The organism is Jannaschia rubra (assembly GCF_001403735.1).
GTDB lineage: Bacteria > Pseudomonadota > Alphaproteobacteria > Rhodobacterales > Rhodobacteraceae > Jannaschia > Jannaschia rubra.
This window is the reverse complement of sequence record NZ_CXPG01000015.1, coordinates 1-20848: the sequence shown is the minus strand read 5'-3', so window position 1 is coordinate 20848 and position 20848 is coordinate 1. Positions and strand designations below refer to the sequence as shown.

Here is a 20848-nt window from a genome sequence, read left to right as displayed (position 1 = left end):
AGGATCGCGCCGTCCATCTGCGCCGCACCCGTGATCATGTTCTTGACGTAGTCCGCGTGGCCGGGGCAATCGACGTGCGCATAGTGCCGCGCATCCGTCTCGTACTCCACATGCGCCGTCGAGATCGTGATCCCCCGAGCCTTCTCCTCCGGCGCGCCGTCGATCTGGTCGTAGGCCTTGAAATCGCCGAAGTACTTCGTGATCGCCGCCGTCAGCGTCGTCTTGCCGTGGTCAACGTGACCGATCGTCCCGATGTTCACATGCGGTTTCGTGCGTTCGAACTTTGCCTTCGCCATGGAAAGCCTCCTTGATGTAATCGGGACGTCGGTCAGCCCGCCGCCCCTCGTTTCGATGGATGGGGCGGGGAAGACCCCGCCGCACCGTCAGGCGTATTTCTTCTGGATCTCGTCAGAGATGTTCTGCGGCACCGGCTCGTAGTGGTCGAACTGCATGGTGAAGTTCGCACGACCCGACGACATCGACCGCAGCGTGTTGATGTAGCCGAACATGTTGGCGAGCGGCACGAAGCAGTCGATCGCGATGGCGTTGCCGCGCGTGTCCTGCCCCAGAACCTGACCCCGACGGGACGTCAGGTCGCCGATGATGCCGCCGGTGTACTCCTCCGGCGTGACGACTTCGACCTTCATGATGGGTTCCAAGAGCTTCGCGCCGGCCTTCCGCATCCCTTCACGCATGCCCATGCGGGATGCGATCTCGAAGGCAAGAACCGAGGAGTCGACGTCGTGGAACTTGCCGTCGAGCAGCTGCACCTTGAAGTCGATCACCGGGAAGCCGGCCAGCGGACCGGAATCCATGACCGAGCGGATGCCCTTCTCGACCCCGGGAATGTACTCCTTGGGAACCGAGCCGCCGACGATCTTGGATTCGAAGGAATAGCCTTCACCGGGCTCGGTCGGCGAGATCAGCAGCTTCACTTCGGCGAACTGACCCGAACCACCCGACTGCTTCTTGTGGGTATAGGTATGTTCCACCTCGTGACCGATGGTCTCGCGGTAGGCGACCTGCGGGGCCCCGATGTTGGCCTCGACCTTGAACTCGCGTTTCAGGCGATCGACCAGAATGTCGAGGTGAAGTTCGCCCATCCCCTTCATGATCGTCTGCCCGGACTCGATGTCCGTCTCGACGCGGAAAGACGGATCCTCCGCTGCCAGGCGCTGAAGGCCCTGGGACATCTTCTCCTGGTCGGCTTTGGTCTTCGGCTCGACCGCGATCTCGATGACCGGATCGGGGAAGGTCATCGTCTCGAGCACGACAGGCTCGCCCACGGCGCAGAGCGTGTCACCCGTCGTCGTGTCCTTGAGCCCGGCAAGCGCGATGATGTCGCCGGCAAAGGCTTCCTCGATTTCCTGCCGGTCGATGGCGTGCATCAGCATCATGCGGCCGACGCGCTCCTTCTTGCCCTTGGTCGAGTTGAGCATCTGGTCACCCTTGCGGATGGCGCCGGAATAGATGCGCGTGAAGGTCAGCGATCCGACGAAGGGATCGTTCATGATCTTGAAGGCCAGCGCGGCGAAGGGCACGTCGTCATCGGCAGGGCGGGGCATGTTGCGAACCTCGTCCTCGTCGTCGGGCGAGAAACCCATCAGGGTCGGCACGTCCGCGGGGCCGGGCAGGAAGTCGACCACAGCATTGAGCAGCGGCTGGACGCCCTTGTTCTTGAACGCCGACCCGGCCAGCATCGGGAAGAACGACAGCGACAGCGTGCCCTTGCGGATCAGCCGGCGCAGGGTCTCCTCGTCGGGCTCCTGCCCGTCGAGATAGGCCTCCATGGCGTCGTCGTCCTGCTCGACGGCAAGTTCGATCATCTTGTCGCGCCATTCCTGCGCCAGACCGGTCAGGTCGTCGCGGATGGGCTGACGCTTCCAGGAGGCGCCCAGATCCTCGCCGATCCAGACCCACTCCTCCATCTTGATGAGGTCGATGATGCCTTCCAGCGTGTCTTCGGCACCGATCGGCAGGGCGATGGGCATGGGGGTGCCGCCCGTCCGGTCCTTGACCATGCGGACGCAGTTGAAGAAGTCCGCGCCGATCTTGTCCATCTTGTTGACGAACACGAGACGCGGCACCTTGTAGCGGTCGGCCTGGCGCCAGACCGTCTCGGTCTGCGGCTCGACGCCGGCGTTGCCGTCAAGCAGCGCGACGGCCCCGTCCAGAACAGCGAGCGACCGCTCGACCTCGATCGTGAAGTCGACGTGGCCGGGAGTGTCGATGATGTTGAGGCGCACCTTGGTGTCCGACGTCCCTTCGGGAGTCGGATCCTCCTGGCGCTGCCAGAATGTCGTCGTTGCGGCGGAAGTGATCGTGATGCCGCGCTCGGCTTCCTGTTCCATCCAGTCCATGGTGGACGCGCCTTCGTGCGTCTCGCCCATCTTGTGGTTCTTGCCGGTGTAGAACAGGATCCGTTCGGTCATCGTGGTCTTGCCGGCGTCGATGTGAGCCATGATGCCGAAGTTGCGGTATCGGGCGATGGGATATTCGCGTGCCATTGGATGTGCCTCGGATGGGAGGAGAAAACGGGTTCGGGGGCCCCGAACGGGCCCCCGCGATCGCAGTTAGATAGGTGCGGAACTCACCAGCGGTAGTGGCTGAACGCCTTGTTGGCGTCGGCCATCTTGTGGGTGTCCTCACGCTTCTTGACGGCGGAACCACGGGACTGGACGGCGTCGATCAGCTCACCGGCCAGACGCTCCTCCATGGTGTTCTCGTTGCGGGCGCGGGCGGCGTTGATCAGCCAGCGGATCGCCAGCGCCTCGCGGCGCTCGGGGCGGACCTCGACGGGCACCTGATAGGTCGCACCGCCGACGCGGCGCGAACGCACCTCGACCGACGGCTTGATGTTCTCGAGCGACTCGACGAACACCTCGATCGGCGAGCGCTTCAGCTTGCCCTCGACCCGGTCGAGCGCGTTGTAGACGATGCGCTCGGCGACGGCCTTCTTGCCGTCGATCATCAGGTTGTTCATGAATTTCGTCAGGACCTTGTCGCCATACTTGGCGTCAGGCAGGACTTCGCGCTTTTCGGCGGCGTGACGGCGGGACATCTGTTGATCCTCTTATTTCGGACGCTTGGCGCCATATTTCGAACGACGCTGGCGGCGGTCCTTGACGCCTTGCGTATCGAGCACACCGCGCAGGATGTGGTACCGGACGCCCGGAAGGTCCTTCACGCGGCCGCCGCGGATCAGGACAACGGAGTGTTCCTGAAGGTTGTGGGATTCACCGCCGATGTAGCTGATGACCTCGAAACCATTGGTCAGACGCACCTTGGCGACCTTCCGCATGGCCGAGTTCGGCTTCTTGGGCGTGGTGGTATAGACGCGCGTGCAGACGCCGCGCTTCTGCGGGCAGCCTTCCAGGTGCATCGACTTGGAGCGTTTGACTTTCGGCTGCCGCGGCTTGCGGATCAGCTGTTGGATTGTGGGCATCGACGGTTTCCCCGTATCAGTTCAACATGGTCCGGTCGCGACGCCCCAAAAGCCTGTGACCGCAACCGCCCGGAATTCCGACCTGGGCGATGCGGTTGTGTGACAGAGGATCGGGGAAGCAGTATCCCGGATCGTGTGCGGCGGTTCTGGCTTGCCGGCTCGGGCGCAGGGCACCCGGACCGAATTGACGCCCCAATAGGGGAATCGCGCGGGGGTGTCAACGCGGCCCCTTCCCCCGCCGATCCGGCGATTTCCCGACCGCCGTCTTGCCCATGCAACCGTTTGACGCCACCGTCCATCGGCCATGTCCGATCTGCAGATCCTCGCCATAACGCGCTTCGCATACCCCGGTCTCGGCGGATACCAGACCGAGCATGCCACCGTCGCGGAACGTCAGGCGCATCTGTGGCAACCCGCGCGGATGGAAGCGCGGCTGCGGACGCTGGAACACGTCAGCCTGCGCACCCTTTCCGCCCAGGGCGACGGCGATTTCCGGACGATCATCCTGACGGGCGACGCCCTGCCCGAGCCCTGGCGGTCGCGCCTTCTGTCGCTCGCTTCGGGTCTCAAGGGCGCCGAGGTCGTGTTCCATCGACCGGAACATCACCGCGACGCCCTGCGATCCGTCATCCTGCCGCGGATCGACCCCGATGGGCCGCCTGTCCTGCAATTCCGGCACGACGACGATGACGGCGTGGCCCGCCGCTTCATCGCCCGCTGCCGCGAGGTCTTCGCCGCCACGCGTCCGCTATGGGATCGTCACAAGCGCCTCTGCATCGACTTCAACCGAGGCATGATGCTGCGCTTGACGGCCGAGGGGCCCATGGTGGAGGAGACGTTCAGTCCCCATTTGGGCGTCGCGCAGGCCGTGGTTCTTGCGCCCGGCAACGCTCGGACGGCGCTTCACTTTCCGCACCACCGTCTTGGCACCCTGATGCCGTCGATCACCCTTCCAGATGCCTCGATGTGGTTGCGTGGCGTGGACGGCACGAACGACAGTCGGATCAGGGAACAGGTGAACCGTCTCCGGCCCGCCGACGACGGTCAGCTCACGCAGCTGAAGCGACGTTTTGCACTGGACCTCAGTGCGATCCGTCGGAGTTTCTGACCGGCCCGGCCATCAGCGCCATCGCGGCCTCCGGGTCGATGCCGAACCGCTGCTCCAGCAACTTGCGGCCGCCCACCGTCTCCATCGGTTCGGAATGCGGCGGGATCGAGCGGCCGCTGTCGTTGGAATCGTGCAGCGTGCGGATGAACATCTCATGCCCGCCAGGTTCCAGATAAGTGGGGATGAAGGTGGCGATGCGCCGGTGGTTGTAGCGATAGATGCATGTGGGCATGTCTGCCGTCGTGATCATCGCGCAGGCAAGGCTCGGGGCGTAGGCTTCGCGAAACGAATGAAAGGGCTGGTCGGGGTCGTGAAGATCCCAGTAGAGCCCGCGGGTGAAGGCCACGCAGGTCGGACCCTCGGCAAAGCCGCCGGCCAAGAGACGATCCGCCCGGTCGCGCGCCTTGGCGACATAGTCGACGCCGAGGGCATCGTCGTCGTCCAGCCGGAAGCCCGTGACGTGCGTGGCATCGTCGCGGACCGCGCGCCTGAAGCTCCGCCGCGCGGCGGCGAGCGGCCCCATGCGGTCGAGAAAGGCGATGCGGAGGAAGGAATGTCGGTCGGCAAGCGCCAGCAACCTGGCTTGCGCGTCCCGCGGCAGGGATGTGCCGGCAAGGATCACGCAGTCGAAATCCCCGTCCGTCTGCGCGGCGAGGGAAGGGAGCGTGACGGTTTCGAGATAGGCGAAGCGGCTGGCGAGCCGGTCGGGCGCGTAGAGCATGGCCTCGAGGGCGCCCTCCTCCATCCGGCTCGCGGCGAACCCGTCGGTCGCGGGATAGGAAAAACGGATGACGCCGATGATCTGGTTGCGGTGGCCCATGGTGTCTGCTGGCACGCGCGGTCCCGTCCGGCAAGGGGCGGCGGGCGCCCATGAAAAACCCCGCCGGATTGCTCCGGCGGGGGTGTCGTCGGGATCGAAGGCTCAGTCCTCGGTTGGCTCCGGCGTGGGCTCGGCCTTCTTGAAGACATCGTCCGCCGAGGTGCCGGGCTCGGGAGCCGCGAGAGCCGCAGCTTTCTCGGCCTCGATCCGGGCCGCCTCGATCACGACGCTGTCGCGTTCGCCGGCGATGGCACGCATCTTCTGCGTCGCGCCACCGGTGCCCGCGGGGATCAGGCGCCCCACGATGACGTTCTCCTTCAGGCCGACCAGCTTGTCGCGCTTGCCCTGGACCGAAGCCTCGGTCAGCACGCGGGTCGTTTCCTGGAAGGACGCCGCCGAGATGAAGCTGCGCGTCTGCAGCGACGCCTTGGTGATGCCCAGCAGGATCGGTTCGGCCAAGGCCGGGCGGTCGCCCCGCTTGGTGGCCTTCTCGTTCGCCTCGTCCAGTTCGAGCTTGTCGATATGCTCGCCCTTCAGAAGCGTCGTCTCACCGGAGTCCAGAACCTCGAACTTCTGCAGCATCTGCCGAACGATGACCTCGATGTGCTTGTCGTTGATCTTCACGCCCTGCAGTCGGTACACGTCCTGCACTTCGTCGATCAGATAGTCGGCAAGCGCCTCGATCCCCATGATCCGCAGGATGTCGTGCGGCGCGGGATTTCCGTCCATGATGTAGTCGCCCTTCTGCACGAAGTCGCCTTCCTGCACGGGGATATGCTTCCCCTTGGGCACCATGTAGTCGATCGGCTCCAGGCTGTCGTCGGTGGGCACCACGGTGATCCGGCGCTTGTTCTTGTAGTCCTTGCCGAACTTCACGTGCCCGTCGCGCTCGGCGATGATCGCGTGATCCTTGGGGCGCCGCGCCTCGAACAGTTCCGCCACCCGCGGCAGACCGCCGGTGATATCCTTGGTCTTGGCACCTTCGCGCGGGATGCGCGCGACGACGTCGCCGGCCTTGAGCATCTGGCCGTCCTCGATCGACAGGATCGCATCCACCGACATCGGATAGGTCACCGGGTTGCCCGCTTCGTTGCGGACCGGCTCGCCGTTCTCGTCCGCGATCAGGACCTCGGGCTTCAGCTCGTTGCCCTTGGGGGCCGCGCGCCAGTCCGAGACGATCTTCTGCGTCATGCCGGTCGCGTCGTCGGTCTCGTCGCGCACCGAAATGCCCGCATAGAGATCGACGAACTTCGCACGGCCGTCGGCTTCCGCGATGATCGGCAGGGTGTAGGGATCCCACTCGAACAGCTTGTCGCCCCGGTCCACCTTGGTGCCATCCTTGACGAACAGCGTGGTGCCGTAGCCCAGCTTGTGACTGGCCCGCTCCTCCCCATTCTCGTCGATGATGACGAGCTGCATGTTCCGGCCCATGACGACGATGCCACCGGCCTCGTTCATCAGGGTGTTCGGATTGCGCAACTCGACCGTGCCGGGGGCCGAAGCCTCCATGAACGACTGCTGGCCACCCTGCGCCACGCCGCCGATGTGGAACGTTCGCATCGTCAGCTGGGTGCCTGGCTCACCGATGGACTGCGCGGCGATGATGCCGACAGCCTCGCCGATGTTCACCTTGGTGCCGCGCGACAGGTCGCGGCCATAGCAGGTGGCGCAGACGCCTTCTTCGGCCTCGCAGGTCAGCGGCGAGCGGATGCGCATGGACGGCACGTTCGCCGCCTCGATCGCATCGGCGCGGCGTTCGTCGATCAGCTCGCCGGCCTTGACGATGACCTCGTCACCTCCGGGCATCACGACGTTGTCCGCCGCGACCCGGCCCAGCACGCGCTCGGCCAGGGTCGCCACCACCTCGCCGTCGTTGACGGCGGCCTGCGCGGTGATCGCGTTCTCGGTGCCGCAGTCGTCGATCCGGACGATGCAGTCCTGCGCCACGTCCACAAGGCGTCGCGTCAGGTAGCCGGAGTTGGCGGTCTTGAGCGCCGTATCCGACAGACCCTTGCGGGCGCCGTGGGTCGAGTTGAAGTATTCAAGAACGGTCAGGCCTTCCTTGAAGTTCGAGATGATCGGCGTCTCGATGATGTCGCCGTTCGGCTTTGCCATCAGGCCGCGCATGCCGCCCAGCTGCTTCATCTGCGTGACCGAGCCCCGGGCGCCGGAATGTGCCATCATGTAGACGGAGTTCGGCTCCCTCTCGGCGCCGTTCTCGTCCACGCCCGCGACCGAGATGTTGGACATCATGGCCTCGGTCACCTTGTCGTTGCACTTCGACCAGGCGTCCACGACCTTGTTGTACTTCTCGCCCTGGGTGATCAGGCCATCCATGTACTGCTGCTCGAAGTCGGCGACCTGCGACCGGGTCGCCTCGACGATGGGCCACTTGGACTCGGGGATGACCATGTCGTCCTTGCCGAACGAGATGCCCGCCTTGAAGGCTTCGCGGAAACCCAGCGTCATGATCTGGTCGCAGAAGATGACCGACTCCTTCTGACCGCAATAGCGGTAGACGGTGTCGATGATCTGCTGGACTTCCTTCTTGCGCAGAAGGCGGTTGACCAGGCTGAACGGCGCTTTCGCGTTCATCGGCAGCAAGGCCCCCAGACGAACGCGACCGGGCGTGGTCTCGACCACGACGCTGACTTCCTCGCCCATCTCGTCGATCTGGGTGACGCGAGCGCGGATCTTGGCGTGCAGGTGGACCTCACCGGCTTCAAGCGCATGCGTCACCTCGTCGGCCGACGAGAAGACCATCCCCTCGCCCTTCATGCCGGCACGTTCCATCGAAACGTAGTAGAGCCCCAGGATCATGTCCTGCGACGGCACGATGATCGGCGCGCCGTTGGCGGGCGACAGCACGTTGTTGGTCGACATCATCAGGACGCGCGCTTCCAGCTGCGCCTCCAGCGACAGGGGCACGTGGACGGCCATCTGGTCGCCGTCGAAGTCGGCGTTGAAGGCCGAGCAGACCAGCGGGTGAAGCTGGATCGCCTTGCCTTCGATCAGCACCGGCTCGAACGCCTGGATGCCAAGACGGTGAAGCGTGGGCGCACGGTTCAGCAGGACGGGATGCTCGCGGATCACTTCGTCCAGGATGTCCCAGACCTCGGGACGCTCCTTCTCGACCAGCTTCTTGGCCTGCTTGACGGTCGACGACAGGCCCTTGGCCTCGAGCCGCGAATAGATGAACGGCTTGAAGAGCTCGAGCGCCATCTTCTTGGGCAGGCCGCACTGATGCAGCTTCAACTCCGGCCCGGTCACGATGACCGACCGGCCCGAGAAGTCGACGCGCTTGCCCAGAAGGTTCTGACGGAAGCGGCCCTGCTTGCCCTTGAGCATGTCGGAAAGCGACTTGAGCGGACGCTTGTTGGCGCCGGTGATCACGCGGCCACGACGGCCGTTGTCGAACAGCGCATCGACCGACTCCTGCAGCATCCGCTTCTCGTTGCGGACGATGATGTCGGGCGCGCGCAGTTCGATCAGCCGCTTGAGGCGGTTGTTGCGGTTGATGACGCGGCGATACAGGTCGTTGAGGTCCGACGTCGCGAACCGGCCGCCGTCCAGCGGAACCAGCGGGCGCAGTTCGGGCGGGATGACCGGGATCACCGTCAGGATCATCCATTCCGGGCGGTTGCCGGATTCGATGAAGTTCTCGACGATCTTCAAACGCTTGATGATCTTCTTGGGCTTCAACTCGCCCGTCGCTTCCTTGAGATCCTCACGCAGCGTGGCGGCTTCCTGCTCCAGGTCGATGGCGGCCAGCATCTCACGGATGGCTTCGGCCCCGATGTTGGCCTGGAAGGCGTCGGCGCCGTAAGCGTCCTGCGCGTCCATGAACTCCTCCTCGGACATCAGCTGCCCGTAGGTGAGGTCCGTCAGACCGGGTTCGATGACGACGTAGTTCTCGAAATATAGGATACGCTCCAGGTCGCGCAGCGTCATGTCCAGCATCAGGCCGATGCGGCTGGGCAGCGACTTGAGGAACCAGATATGCGCGACGGGGCTCGCCAGTTCGATGTGGCCCATGCGCTCGCGCCGGACCTTCTGGAGCGTCACTTCAACGCCGCACTTCTCGCAGACGACGCCGCGATACTTCATGCGCTTGTACTTGCCGCACAGGCATTCGTAGTCCTTGATCGGGCCGAAGATGCGCGCGCAGAACAGGCCGTCACGCTCGGGCTTGAACGTGCGGTAGTTGATGGTCTCGGGCTTCTTGATCTCGCCATAGGACCACGAGAGGATCCGCTCCGGCGAGGCCAGCGAGACCTTGATCTCGTCGAACACCTTTTGGGGCGCGACGGGGTTGAACGGGTTGTTCGTCAGTTCCTGGTTCATTTCAGTACCTTTGAATGAGGGGCGCGTGAGGGAGGAGGGCGACCCGAGGGGCCGCCCCGAAAACCTGACCGGTTCTCGTTATTCCTCGTCCTCCGCATCCAGGAGTTCCATGTTCAGGCCGAGGCCGCGGACTTCCTTGACGAGCACGTTGAAGCTCTCGGGAACGCCCGCCTCGAAGTTGTCCTCGCCCTTGACGATGCTCTCGTAGACCTTGGTCCGGCCGGCCACGTCGTCGGACTTCACCGTCAGCATTTCCTGCAGGGTGTAGGCCGCGCCGTAGGCTTCCAGCGCCCAGACCTCCATCTCGCCGAAGCGCTGGCCGCCGAACTGCGCCTTGCCGCCCAGAGGCTGCTGCGTGACGAGGGAGTAGGGCCCCGTCGACCGCGCGTGGATCTTGTCGTCCACGAGGTGGTGCAGCTTGAGCAGGTACTTGACGCCCACCGTGACCTGACGGCTGAACTTCTCGCCCGTGCGGCCGTCGAACAGGTCCGACTGGCCGGAGGTATCGAAGCCCGCACGGCGCAGCGCGTCGTTGACGTCGTCCTCCTTGGCGCCGTCGAAGACCGGCGTGGCGATCGGAACGCCCTTGGTCACGTTGCCTGCGCATTCGACGACCGATTGATCGTCCATCGCAGCCAGGGATTCCTCGTAGGCTTCGTCGCCATAGGCGATCCGCATCGCCTCGCGCACCGGGGTCAGGTCGCCGGAGCGCCGGTAGTCGTCCAGCGCCTCGTCGATCTTGATGCCCAGGCCGCGCGCGGCCCAGCCCATGTGCGTTTCGAGGATCTGCCCGACGTTCATGCGCGATGGCACGCCCAGCGGGTTGAGGCAGAAGTCGACGGGGGTGCCATCCGCGAGGAACGGCATGTCCTCCATCGGCACCACCTTGGAGATGACGCCCTTGTTGCCGTGGCGGCCGGCCATCTTGTCGCCCGGCTGAAGCTTGCGCTTCACCGCGATGAAGACCTTGACCATCTTCATCACGCCCGGCGGCAGGTCGTCGCCGCGGCGGACCTTCTCGACCTTGTCCTCGAACCGGGCTTCCAGCGCTCGCTTCTGGATCTCGTACTGCTCGTTCAGGGCCTCGACCTGCTTGGCGGCCTCCTCGTCCTCCAGCGCGATCTGCCACCATTGGCCATGGCTCAGCGGCGCAAGCGACGCGTCGTCGACGACCGAATTGGCCTTGAAGCCCTTGGGCCCCTTCACCGCCTTCTGGCCGTCGATCATGCCCTTGAGGCGGGCATAGATGTTGCGGTCCAGGATCTCGCGCTCGTCGTCGCGGTCGCGGGCCAGACGCTCGACCAGTTCACGCTCGATCTGGAGCGCGCGCTCGTCCTTCTCCACGCCGTGCCGGTTGAACACGCGCACCTCGACCACGGTGCCGTAGTCGCCCGGCTTCACCCGCAGGGACGTGTCGCGCACATCGCTGGCCTTCTCGCCGAAGATGGCGCGCAGCAGCTTCTCCTCCGGCGTCATCGGGCTTTCGCCCTTGGGCGTGATCTTGCCCACCAGGATGTCGCCCGGCTCCACGTCGGCACCGATATAGACGATGCCCGCTTCGTCGAGGTTGCGCAGTGCCTCCTCACCCACGTTGGGGATGTCGCGGGTGATCTCCTCCGGCCCGAGCTTGGTGTCGCGGGCCGCGACCTCGAACTCCTCGATGTGGATCGAGGTGAAGACGTCGTCGCGGGAAATCCGCTCCGAGATCAGGATCGAGTCCTCGTAGTTGTAGCCGTTCCACGGCATGAAGGCGACGATGACGTTCTTGCCGAGCGCCAGTTCCCCCATGTCCGTCGACGGACCGTCGGCCAGGACCTCGTTCTTGGACACGGTGTCGCCCACCTTCACCAGCGGACGCTGGTTGATGCAGGTGTTCTGGTTCGACCGCTGGAACTTGCGGAGCCGGTAGATATCGACGCCCGCGTCACCCAGGATCAGGTCCTCGGTCGCGCGCACGACGATGCGCTCGGCATCCACCTGGTCGATCACGCCCCCGCGGCGCGCCATTATGGCGGCGCCGGAGTCGCGGGCCACGACCTCCTCCATGCCGGTGCCCACGAAGGGCGCATCGGCCCGCAGGAGCGGAACGGCCTGACGCTGCATGTTCGAACCCATCAGGGCACGGTTCGCGTCGTCGTTTTCCAGGAACGGGATCAGAGCCGCAGCCACAGACACCAGCTGCTTGGGCGAAACGTCGATCAGGTCGACGTTGTCCCGGCTCTGCAGCATGTAGTCGCCCGACTGACGGGTCGAGACCAGTTCGTTCTCGAACCGCATGTCGTCGGTCAGCTGCGCATTGGCCTGCGCCACCGTATGCCGCATCTCTTCGGTCGCGGACATGTACTGGACCTCGTCCGAGACCTGCCCGTCGATCACCTTGCGGTAAGGCGTCTCGATGAAGCCGTACTTGTTCACCCGCGCATAGGTCGCAAGCGAGTTGATGAGACCGATATTCGGGCCTTCCGGCGTCTCGATCGGGCACATCCGGCCATAGTGCGTCGGATGCACGTCGCGCACCTCGAAACCGGCACGCTCACGGGTCAGACCACCCGGCCCGAGCGCCGAAAGACGCCGCTTGTGCGTCACCTCGGACAGAGGGTTGGTCTGGTCCATGAACTGCGACAGCTGCGATGAGCCGAAGAATTCGCGGACGGCGGCGGCGGCGGGCTTGGCGTTGATCAGATCCTGCGGCATGACGGTGTCGATCTCGACCGACGACATGCGCTCCTTGATCGCGCGCTCCATCCGCAGAAGGCCGACGCGGTACTGGTTCTCCATCAACTCGCCCACCGAGCGCACGCGACGGTTGCCGAGATGGTCGATGTCGTCGATCTCGCCGCGGCCGTCGCGCAACTCGACCAAGGCCTTGACGCAGGCCAGGATGTCCTCGTCGCGCAGGGTGCGGACGGTGTCGTCGGCGTCCAGATCCAGGCGCATGTTCATCTTGACCCGGCCCACGGCCGACAGGTCGTAGCGCTCGCTATCGCGGAACAGCTGGTCGAACAGGGTCTGCGCGGCCTCGACGGTGGGCGGCTCGCCCGGACGCATGACGCGGTAGATGTCCATGAGCGCGGTGTCGCGGCCCAGGTTCTTGTCGGCGGCCATCGTGTTGCGGATGTATGGCCCCACATTGACGTTGTCGATGTCGAGCACCGGGATCTCGGTGATCCCCGCGTCCAGCAGCTCCTTCAGGGTGCCGCCCGAAACCTCGCCGGCCTTGTCCAGCTCCCAGGTCAGCTCATCGCCGGCCTCGACGAAGATCGCGCCGTTGGATTCGTCGATGATGTCGCGCGCGGCGAACTTGCCCACGATCGCGTCGAAGGGCACCAGAACGTTCTCGACCTGCGCTTCCTCGCGCAGCTTCTTGACCTGACGCGGCGTGACCTTCTTGCCGGCCTCGGCCACGACTTCCCCGGTGGCGGCGTCGATGACGTCGCGCGACGGACGGGTGCCCGACAGACGCTCGGGGAAGAACCGCGTGGCCCAGCCTTCGCCCTTGCGATGGGTATAGGTCACGGTCTCGTAATAGGCATTCATGATGCCTTCCTGATCCATGCCGAGCGCATAGAGCAGCGTCGTCACCGGCAGCTTCCGGCGACGGTCGATCCGGCAGAACACCAGATCCTTGGCGTCGAACTCGAAGTCGAGCCAGGAGCCGCGGTAGGGGATGATCCGGCAGGCGAACAGCAGCTTGCCCGAGCTGTGCGTCTTGCCCTTGTCGTGGTCGAAGAACACGCCGGGCGAGCGGTGCATCTGGCTGACGATGACCCGCTCCGTCCCGTTCACGATGAACGTGCCGTTCTTCGTCATCAGGGGCATGTCGCCCATGAAGACGTCCTGCTCCTTGATGTCCTTGACGGACTTCGCGCCGGTATCCTCGTCGGTGTCGAACACGATCAGGCGCAGCGTCACCTTCAGCGGCGCCGCATAGGTCATGTCACGGGTCTGGCATTCCTCGACGTCGTACTTCGGCTCCTCGAGCTCGTACTTCACGAATTCGAGCACCGCCGTCTCGTTGAAATCCTTGATCGGAAAGACCGACTGGAATGTCCCCATCAGCCCCTCGCCCTCGGAGGGCTGCGGCTGGTCGCCCGACTTCAGGAACAGGTCGTACGACGACTTCTGGACTTCGATGAGGTTCGGCATCTGGAGAACTTCGACCAGTTTGCCGTAATACCGACGGATACGCTTGGAGGACGCCTGCGTCTGAGCCATGTGTTGCTCGCCTTCTCTACATTTCGCGCGATGGGTCCCGTCGGGCACCGGGGCCATCGCCTGCGAAGGGTCTCTTGAGGGGGAACCATCCGGTGCGCCTTCCCACAGGCGCACCTCCGTCCCCGCCTCCTGACCGGAAAAGCCCCGCCGATCGGAGCTTTTCGAGACAGGAGCGGGTGGAGCGGGATCGCCCGCTCCACCCTTGATCGTCACGGACGCGCCGCGATTACTTCAGTTCGACCTCGGCGCCAGCCGCTTCCAGCTTGCCCTTGATCTCATCGGCTTCGGCCTTGGAGACCTGCTCCTTGACGGCCTTGCCGCCGGCCTCAACCAGGTCCTTGGCTTCTTTCAGGCCCAGACCCGTGATCGCGCGGACTTCCTTGATGACGTTGATCTTGCTGGCACCGGCGGCCTTCAGGATGACGTCGAATTCGGTCTGCTCCTCGGCGGCGGCACCGGCGGCCCCGTCGGCCGGACCCGCCATCATGACGGCGCCACCGGCAGCCGGCTCGATGCCGTATTCGTCCTTGAGGATGGTTTTCAGTTCCTGAGCTTCCAGCAGGGTCAGACCCACGATTTGCTCGGCGAGATTCTTCAGATCGGCCATTTGATTTCCAGTTCGTTAAGATGTGTTCCGATGCCGTGTTTTTCAAGTCCACGACGAGGGATGACGGTTGATGCCTCAGGCAGCCTTCTCTTCGATGGTCGAAAGAATGCTGGCGATGTTGGAAGCAGGCGCGCCGATGGCCCCCGCGATGTTGCTGGCAGGGGCGCCGATGCAGCCCGCGATGGAAGCGATGAGCTCCTCGCGGCTGGGCATCTTCGCCACGGCCATAACACCGGCGGTGTCCAGTGCCGTATCGCCCATCGCACCGCCCAGGATCTCCAGCTTGGAGTTGTCCTTGGCATATGCGTCGATGACCTTGGCCGCAGCCACGGGGTCCTCGGAATAGGCAAGTACGGTCATGCCCGTCAGGTAGGTGCCGATGCTTGCAACGGCCTTCCCTTCAAGGGCGATCTTGGCGAGCTTGTTCTTGGCAACGCGAACAGAACCGCCCGCTTCGCGCATGCGCGAGCGGAGGTCCTGCATCTCGGCAACTGTCATGCCCTCGTAGCGGCTGACCACCACGACGCCAGAGCTTTCGAAGATCTGGCCGAGTTCGTCGACCAGTTTCTCTTTCTGCGCTCTATCCACAGTTTCACTCCAAGTCTCGCGGGTTGCCCCGCGAATTTGAGGGGTCGCCCCCTCGGCTCGACGGGAAGGTTGCCCTTCCCCTTTTCGGGGGTCGCCCCCCGGCGGGTCCAATGAAGGGCCCCGCGCCAGATCGCCCGAAGCGAGGCCTCGGAAATCAGTCTCGGGTCCCATCTCGGGAAGGAATTACCGGGTTTCCCCTACCCTCCGTCTCGGACAGGACGGGGCGTCGCCGCCCCGCCGATCACCGCCCCGAAGGGCGGCGAACCTCAGTTCCCGGTCGCGCTTTCGACGTTGACCGAAACGCCCGGCCCCATGGTGGAGCTCAGGAAGATCTTCTTCAGGTACGACCCCTTCGCACCGGCAGGCTTCGCCTTGGAGACCGCGTCGACGAATGCCAGCACGTTCTCCTTGAGCTTGCCTTCGTCGAACGAAACCTTGCCGACCCCTGCGTGGATGACACCGGCCTTCTCGACCTTGAACTGGACCTGACCGCCCTTGGCGGCCTTCACCGCTTCGGCCACGTCCATCGTCACGGTGCCGACCTTGGGGTTCGGCATCAGGTTGCGGGGGCCCAGAACCTTGCCCAGACGGCCGACGATCGGCATCATGTCCGGGGTGGCGATGCAACGGTCGAAGTCGATCTTGCCCGACTGCACCGTCTCCATCAGATCCTCGGCACCGACGATATCGGCCCCGGCGGCCTGCGCCTCCTCGGCCTTCGCGCCCCGGGCGAACACGGCGACGCGAACGTCCTTGCCCGTCCCGTTGGGCAGGCTGACGACCCCACGGACCATCTGGTCCGCGTGGCGGGGATCGACGCCCAGGTTCATGGCGATCTCGACGGTCTCGTCGAACTTCGCCCTTGCATTTCCCCGGATCAGATTCAGCGCCTCGTCCAGCGACAGGTCTTCCTTGCCAACAAAGGCCTCGCGGGCCGCTTTCGCGCGTTTACCAAGCTTCGCCATCACTTCACCTCGATGCCCATGGACTCGGCAGAGCCAACGATGATCTTCATTGCGGACTCGACGTCGTTGGCCGAAAGGTCCTTCATCTTCGCCTCGGCGATCTCGCGCACCTGCTTGACCGTTACCGATGCGATCGTCTCGCGTCCGGGCAGGGCCGCGCCCTTCGGACGGTTCCGCTTGCCGACGGGCTTCAGGCCAGCCGCCTTCTTGAGGAAATAGGCCGCCGGAGGCGTCTTGATCTCCATCGTGAAGGACTTGTCCTGATAATACTGGATCACGGTGGGGCAAGGCGCGCCGGGCTCCATGTCCTGCGTCTTGGCGTTGAAGGCCTTGCAGAATTCCATGATGTTGATCCCGCGCTGGCCCAGGGCGGGGCCGACGGGCGGGCTCGGGTTGGCCTGACCGGCCTTGATCTGCAGCTTCATCGTGCCGACGAGTTTCTTCGCCATTGGCTTTCTCCTTACGGCGGCGGAATTGTCTCCGCCCTACAATCGCGTCATCCCGGCGTGGGTCTGGCGCTGGTTTGCCGCGGTTCGGGTTGGCCGTGGCCGCCCCTCCCGCGTCCGATCACACGGCCTTGCTGACCTGCGTGAATTTCAATTCGACGGGCGTCGCCCGACCGAAGATGGACACCGACACCTTGAGGCTCTGCGCCTCGTCGTCGACTTCCTCCACCTCGCCGGAGAACCCTTCAAAGGGGCCGTCCGTGACGTTCACATTCTCACCGATCTCGAAGGTGATAAGCGACCTCGGCGCCTCCTCGCCCTCCTGCACGCGGTTGAGGATCTGGTTCACCTCGGCATCGCGCATCGGCATCGGACGCCCCTGAGGGCCCAGGAAACCCGTGACCCGATTGATCGAGTTGATCAGGTGATATCCCTCATCGGACATCTCCATCCGCACCAGAACGTATCCGGGCATGAACCGCCGCTCGGAGGTGACCTTCTTGCCCCGACGGACTTCGATCACTTCCTCTGTCGGAACGAGAACTTCCTCGATCTGCTCCTCGAGCGCCTGTTCGGCGACAGCGGTGCGGATCTGCTCCGCCACGCGCTTCTCGAAATTGGACAGCACGCTGACCGAATACCACCGCTTCGCCATGTCTTGCCGCCGCCTCTCGCTCGTAACGCGCCCCGGAACGGCAATCCGCCCGAAACGTCGAACAGCGCGCATATCGAATCGATGCGCGCCGTAACTGTTCAAAGTCCGGTCCCCCTACCGTCCGCACGCGCGAGGTTCAAGGGCCTGCCAAACATCGCGGATCGTATGGGCGATGTCCCTCAGAAAGCAGACAGGACTTCCGTCAGGCCAGTCCGGATCAGAAGGTCGACCAGAAAGAAGAAGATCGCAGCCAACGTGGCGAGCAGGAAGACCATCACCGTGGTCAGCACGACTTCACGACGGCCGGGCCATGTGATCTTCGCGATCTCGGACCGGGTCTGCTGAATGAACTGAACTGGATTCGTCGTCGCCATGCTCGGGCTCTCCTCGGGATCGGCCGCTGTGCAGATAGGCCGGGCGCCGACGGTTTGCAACCTGAACCGGGATGCATGTCGTCAGCGGCCCGGTCCCGCTGCACCCCTCTCAAATATCGGCATCCGTCATCTTCCCAAAGCGCGCAACCGGTCGTGGCTCCCAGTCAGATCGTCGGTCCCGGGGGTCCGCTCGAACCGGTCGATCAGACGCAGCATCTGAGACGCCGCCCCCTTCAAAGACAGGTTCGCGGTGGTGATCTCCTCGAACATGGCCGTATTCTGCTGCGTCGCACCGTCGATTTCCATCATCGCCCTGTTTATTTCCGCGGCCGCGGTCGACTGCGCTTCGGCCGCATGGGCGATTTCGGCAACCTGGTCGCCGATGCGGCCAATACTGTTGCCTAGGGTTGCCAGAGTCTCGCTCGTCCGACCGACGCGCTGAACGCCTCGCTCGATCTGTTCGGAGTTCGTTGCGATCAAGCCGCCGATCTGGTGCGCTGCCTCCGACGCGCGCTGCGCGAGGGCCCGCACTTCGGAGGCGACGACCGCGAACCCCCGACCGGACTCCCCGGCCCGTGCGGCCTCCACCCCGGCATTCAACGCAAGAAGATTGGTCTGGAAGGCGATGTCGTTGATGACGCCAAGTGTCCGCGAAATCTCGGCCGAGACGCCCTGGATCTCCTTCATGGATTGAACGGCGTTCCGAACCACCAGATCGCTCCGGGAGGCTTCCTCGCGGGCGTTTTCGGCAAAGCTCCGGACCCCGGCCGTCAGCCTGGCCGTTTCCGCAATGGATCCGACGATCTGTTCCAGCGCATTGGTCGTCTCGGCCAAAGAGCCAGCCGTTCGCTCCGTTCGCTTTGACAGATCCTCTGCCGATGCGGACAGGTCGCTGCTGTCGTCCAGAATTTCCGTTGCGTGTTGCGACAGATCGTTCAGAGCCGTCTCCAAACCCTGCGCCATGGCATTCGTCGAGGTCTTCAGCTGCTCGAAGGCCCCGGATCGACTCCCGTCCATCCGCGCCCACAGCTGCCCGGATTCCAGCGCGACCAGCACCTCGATCACATCGCCGATGCCTTCCTGCACGCGACGGATAAGGTCGTTCAGCATCCCGCGAAGTGGTAGTTGAGATGTCGGGACGCCATCCGTCGCCATACGGACATGGAAATCGCCCGCCGCCGCGGCCGTCAAGACCTCGCGCAAGTCATCGTGCAGCACACGCTCTTCGGCGAGCTCGCGTTCGGCGGAAACACGGGCCGCACGTTCGCGCGCCTCATCCGCCATCCGCTCGGACTGCCGGGTCTCGTGCTGCTCGGCCTGCAGTTCGGCGTTTCGCGCTTCGGCGAGCGCGGAACGTTCGGCATAGGCGATCCGGTCCAGGACGTTCGCCCGGAAGATCGCGAGAACCCGGTTCATCCGCCGGATTTCCGCGGCGCCGCCTGTCGGAAGATCTACTTCGATCCGGTCGGATGCGATGTCCTGCATGGCGTCGATCGTGCGTGAAAGAGGACGCGCAACGCTCCATTGAAGGATGAAGAAGGACAAGGGGCCGATAACGCATCCCGCGGCGGCGGAGTAAGCCAGCAAGAGCAGGACGGCGGCCGAAAGTTCCGATTCGATAGGCTCGATGTCGAAAACCACCTCAAGGATCCCGTCATGTGGGCCGTCGCGCGCGGTGGAGAGCGTCATCGGTGCGCGAACGATCGAGACAGCCTGATCGGAGAGCCGGTCCAATATGCCGATACCATCGGATGGGATCTCACCGGACCGGGTGGCCAGATCCACGAAAGGATCGGCTCGATCGGCCTTGATCTCATGCAGAATGACGTCTCCCGCCTGGTCCATGATCCGGACCGCCATCACATCCGACCCTTCCCTCTCGAACAGGCTCCGAGCGACTGCCTGTGCGCCTGCGGCACTTCCCGCCCGAACGTTGCCGTCGAGCCGGTCGATCAGATGCCCAATGGCCCCCCGGGCCGCGAACTCGTGTCCGTTCCAGAGGGCCCGGGAGATGAGCGTGTAGCTGAATACCGAAAACAAAAGCAGCGATATCGTCAGGATCACGATGCAGGTGATCGTCAGGCGAACCGTCAAGAAGTCGAACCAACGATCGGCCGCCTTCTCGTCGAGAGGGTCCGACAGTGGCGTCCGTTCGACAGCGTGACCTGTTTCGCGATCTGATGATGAGGGCATGTCAGGGTCTCGGGCTGGATTCGGACCCGAGATACGACGCGTGCCTTAACAAAGGCTTTCTATCACATGGAACCGTGACCCAAAGGCCCTGGCAGGGGCAGCAGGATTCGAACCCGCGACCTGCGGATTTGGAATCCGCTGCTCTACCAACTGAGCTATACCCCTTCAGGCAAGCGTCGGAATATGATGGGACGGCGAGGGACGCAAGGGCTGAGTATGGGTACGATGCAGTCGCGCATCCCCCTTTCTCGATCGCTTCGAGGCGAAAAAAACTCCGACCATGGCAGCGTCAACCTGTAATGGCGAATGACCTCTCGACAGATGAAGACCTAGTTGAGTCAAGGTCTTGAAGTCGTCTTGAGCCTTTTCCGCTCTCATTCCCCGCACCGTTCCGAAAGTGCCGACGCACAGAAATCGCCGACGCTTTGCAACCAAATGTCCTGCGTCCGTGTTGTGCAGGTGTCAAACGGCACGGCTGACGATCCGAAGGAACGACGCCGCTGTCCGACGACGGAAACGCACAACCATGCCCCTGAAAGGAGCAACCATGAAATTCTCTTTCACCACCGCCGCCACCATTGCCGCCCTCACGTTCGGCGGTGCCGCAATCGCCCAGTCCACGTCCGAAATGGGTCAGGGCTATGACATGCTGCAGACCGCCCTGGCGACCGACTTCGAGCAGATGGGCATTCCGACCGACACGCTCGACAACCTGACACTGGGCCAGATCGCCGCGATCAAGGCCGTGGTGGAGTCGGAAGATGGCGACAGCCAGAAGCGGGGTCAGATCGAGGCGATCATCGCCAACAACTGATCGGCATCGACTTCGATGGGGGCGGCCTTCGGGTCGCCCCTTTTTCACGTCAAACCAAAAGGCCCCGCGGTATTCCGCGGGGCCTTCGTTGTTTCGGTGCGGCGGTGACGGCCGGGGCCGGCGGGCCGTCGGGCCGGCGGGGTCACTCGATGATCTTCGACACCACGCCCGCGCCCACGGTCCGGCCGCCCTCGCGGATCGCGAAGCGCAGGCCCTGCTCCATCGCGATCGGCGCGATCAGCTCCACGCCGAACGACACGTTGTCGCCCGGCAT

At 64.2% G+C, this 20848-nt stretch carries 17 protein-coding genes and 1 tRNA gene; 2 read left to right on the top strand and 16 right to left on the bottom strand.

The genetic code is table 11. From position 1 onward, the window contains the following. The 4 genes from JAN5088_RS07860 to rpsL form a co-directional block, all read right to left on the bottom strand. On the bottom strand, positions 1–296 hold a 296-nt coding region (locus JAN5088_RS07860), incomplete at its 3' end, for a GTP-binding protein (RefSeq protein WP_233489739.1). 87 nt (positions 297–383) lie between these two features. After that, positions 384–2507: an elongation factor G gene (gene fusA, locus JAN5088_RS07855; RefSeq protein WP_055682280.1), complete on the bottom strand. Its 2124-nt coding sequence runs from the start codon at positions 2505–2507 to the stop codon at positions 384–386. 83 nt (positions 2508–2590) lie between these two features. After that, on the bottom strand, positions 2591–3061 hold the full coding sequence (rpsG, locus tag JAN5088_RS07850) for a 30S ribosomal protein S7 (protein WP_055682279.1): 471 nt from the start codon (positions 3059–3061) through the stop codon (positions 2591–2593). Positions 3062–3073: 12 nt separating this feature from the next. Next, on the bottom strand, positions 3074–3445 hold the full coding sequence (gene rpsL / locus JAN5088_RS07845; RefSeq protein WP_055682278.1) for a 30S ribosomal protein S12: 372 nt from the start codon (positions 3443–3445) through the stop codon (positions 3074–3076). A gap of 304 nt (positions 3446–3749) precedes the next feature. Between rpsL and JAN5088_RS07840 the strand changes: the two genes are divergently transcribed. Beyond that, positions 3750–4553 (top strand): glycosyltransferase, encoded by an 804-nt coding sequence (locus JAN5088_RS07840; protein ID WP_055682277.1) that lies wholly within the window; start codon positions 3750–3752, stop codon positions 4551–4553. Here the strand turns inward: JAN5088_RS07840 and JAN5088_RS07835 are convergent. The 11 genes from JAN5088_RS07835 to JAN5088_RS07785 all read right to left on the bottom strand — a co-directional run bounded on the left by JAN5088_RS07835 (position 4528) and on the right by JAN5088_RS07785 (position 19925). Continuing rightward, positions 4528–5388, bottom strand: a complete 861-nt coding sequence (locus tag JAN5088_RS07835) for a glycosyltransferase (protein ID WP_143115019.1) — start codon at positions 5386–5388, stop codon at positions 4528–4530. The genes JAN5088_RS07840 and JAN5088_RS07835 overlap by 26 nt on opposite strands. Positions 5389–5475: 87 nt before the next feature. Beyond that, complete coding sequence (gene rpoC, locus JAN5088_RS07830; protein WP_055682275.1) at positions 5476–9717, bottom strand: DNA-directed RNA polymerase subunit beta'; 4242 nt, start codon at positions 9715–9717, stop codon at positions 5476–5478. A gap of 78 nt (positions 9718–9795) precedes the next feature. Continuing rightward, positions 9796–13932 (bottom strand): DNA-directed RNA polymerase subunit beta, encoded by a 4137-nt coding sequence (rpoB, locus tag JAN5088_RS07825; RefSeq protein WP_055682274.1) that lies wholly within the window; start codon positions 13930–13932, stop codon positions 9796–9798. A gap of 226 nt (positions 13933–14158) precedes the next feature. Further along, complete coding sequence (rplL, locus tag JAN5088_RS07820) at positions 14159–14539, bottom strand: 50S ribosomal protein L7/L12 (RefSeq protein ID WP_055682273.1); 381 nt, start codon at positions 14537–14539, stop codon at positions 14159–14161. Positions 14540–14614: 75 nt separating this feature from the next. After that, the gene (gene rplJ, locus JAN5088_RS07815; RefSeq protein ID WP_055682272.1) at positions 14615–15127 is read right to left on the bottom strand and encodes a 50S ribosomal protein L10; all 513 of its coding nucleotides are present in this window, start codon (positions 15125–15127) and stop codon (positions 14615–14617) included. A gap of 266 nt (positions 15128–15393) precedes the next feature. Next, entirely contained in the window at positions 15394–16092 is a 699-nt protein-coding gene (rplA, locus tag JAN5088_RS07810) for a 50S ribosomal protein L1 (RefSeq protein WP_055682271.1), read from the bottom strand. Beyond that, positions 16092–16541, bottom strand: coding sequence for a 50S ribosomal protein L11 (rplK, locus tag JAN5088_RS07805; RefSeq protein ID WP_055682270.1), 450 nt, complete (start codon positions 16539–16541; stop codon positions 16092–16094). The genes rplA and rplK overlap by 1 nt, the downstream gene beginning before the upstream one ends. A gap of 118 nt (positions 16542–16659) precedes the next feature. Then, positions 16660–17193, bottom strand: a complete 534-nt coding sequence (gene nusG / locus JAN5088_RS07800) for a transcription termination/antitermination protein NusG (protein ID WP_055682269.1) — start codon at positions 17191–17193, stop codon at positions 16660–16662. A gap of 179 nt (positions 17194–17372) precedes the next feature. Then, positions 17373–17567 carry a preprotein translocase subunit SecE gene (secE, locus tag JAN5088_RS07795; RefSeq protein ID WP_055682268.1) on the bottom strand — a complete coding sequence of 65 codons (195 nt, stop codon included), beginning with the start codon at positions 17565–17567 and terminating at the stop codon, positions 17373–17375. Between the two features lie 126 nt (positions 17568–17693). Then, positions 17694–19760 carry a methyl-accepting chemotaxis protein gene (locus JAN5088_RS07790; RefSeq protein WP_055682267.1) on the bottom strand — a complete coding sequence of 689 codons (2067 nt, stop codon included), beginning with the start codon at positions 19758–19760 and terminating at the stop codon, positions 17694–17696. Positions 19761–19849: 89 nt separating this feature from the next. Continuing rightward, positions 19850–19925 (bottom strand) — tRNA-Trp (locus JAN5088_RS07785). A 382-nt stretch (positions 19926–20307) separates the two neighbouring features. On the opposite strand from JAN5088_RS07785, the gene JAN5088_RS07780 reads away from it, so the two are divergent. Then, entirely contained in the window at positions 20308–20574 is a 267-nt protein-coding gene (locus tag JAN5088_RS07780) for a hypothetical protein (protein ID WP_055682266.1), read from the top strand. A gap of 142 nt (positions 20575–20716) precedes the next feature. Here the strand turns inward: JAN5088_RS07780 and JAN5088_RS18225 are convergent. After that, positions 20717–20848 (bottom strand): EF-Tu C-terminal domain-related protein (locus tag JAN5088_RS18225; RefSeq protein ID WP_503089866.1); only part of this gene is annotated, 132 nt, incomplete at its 5' end.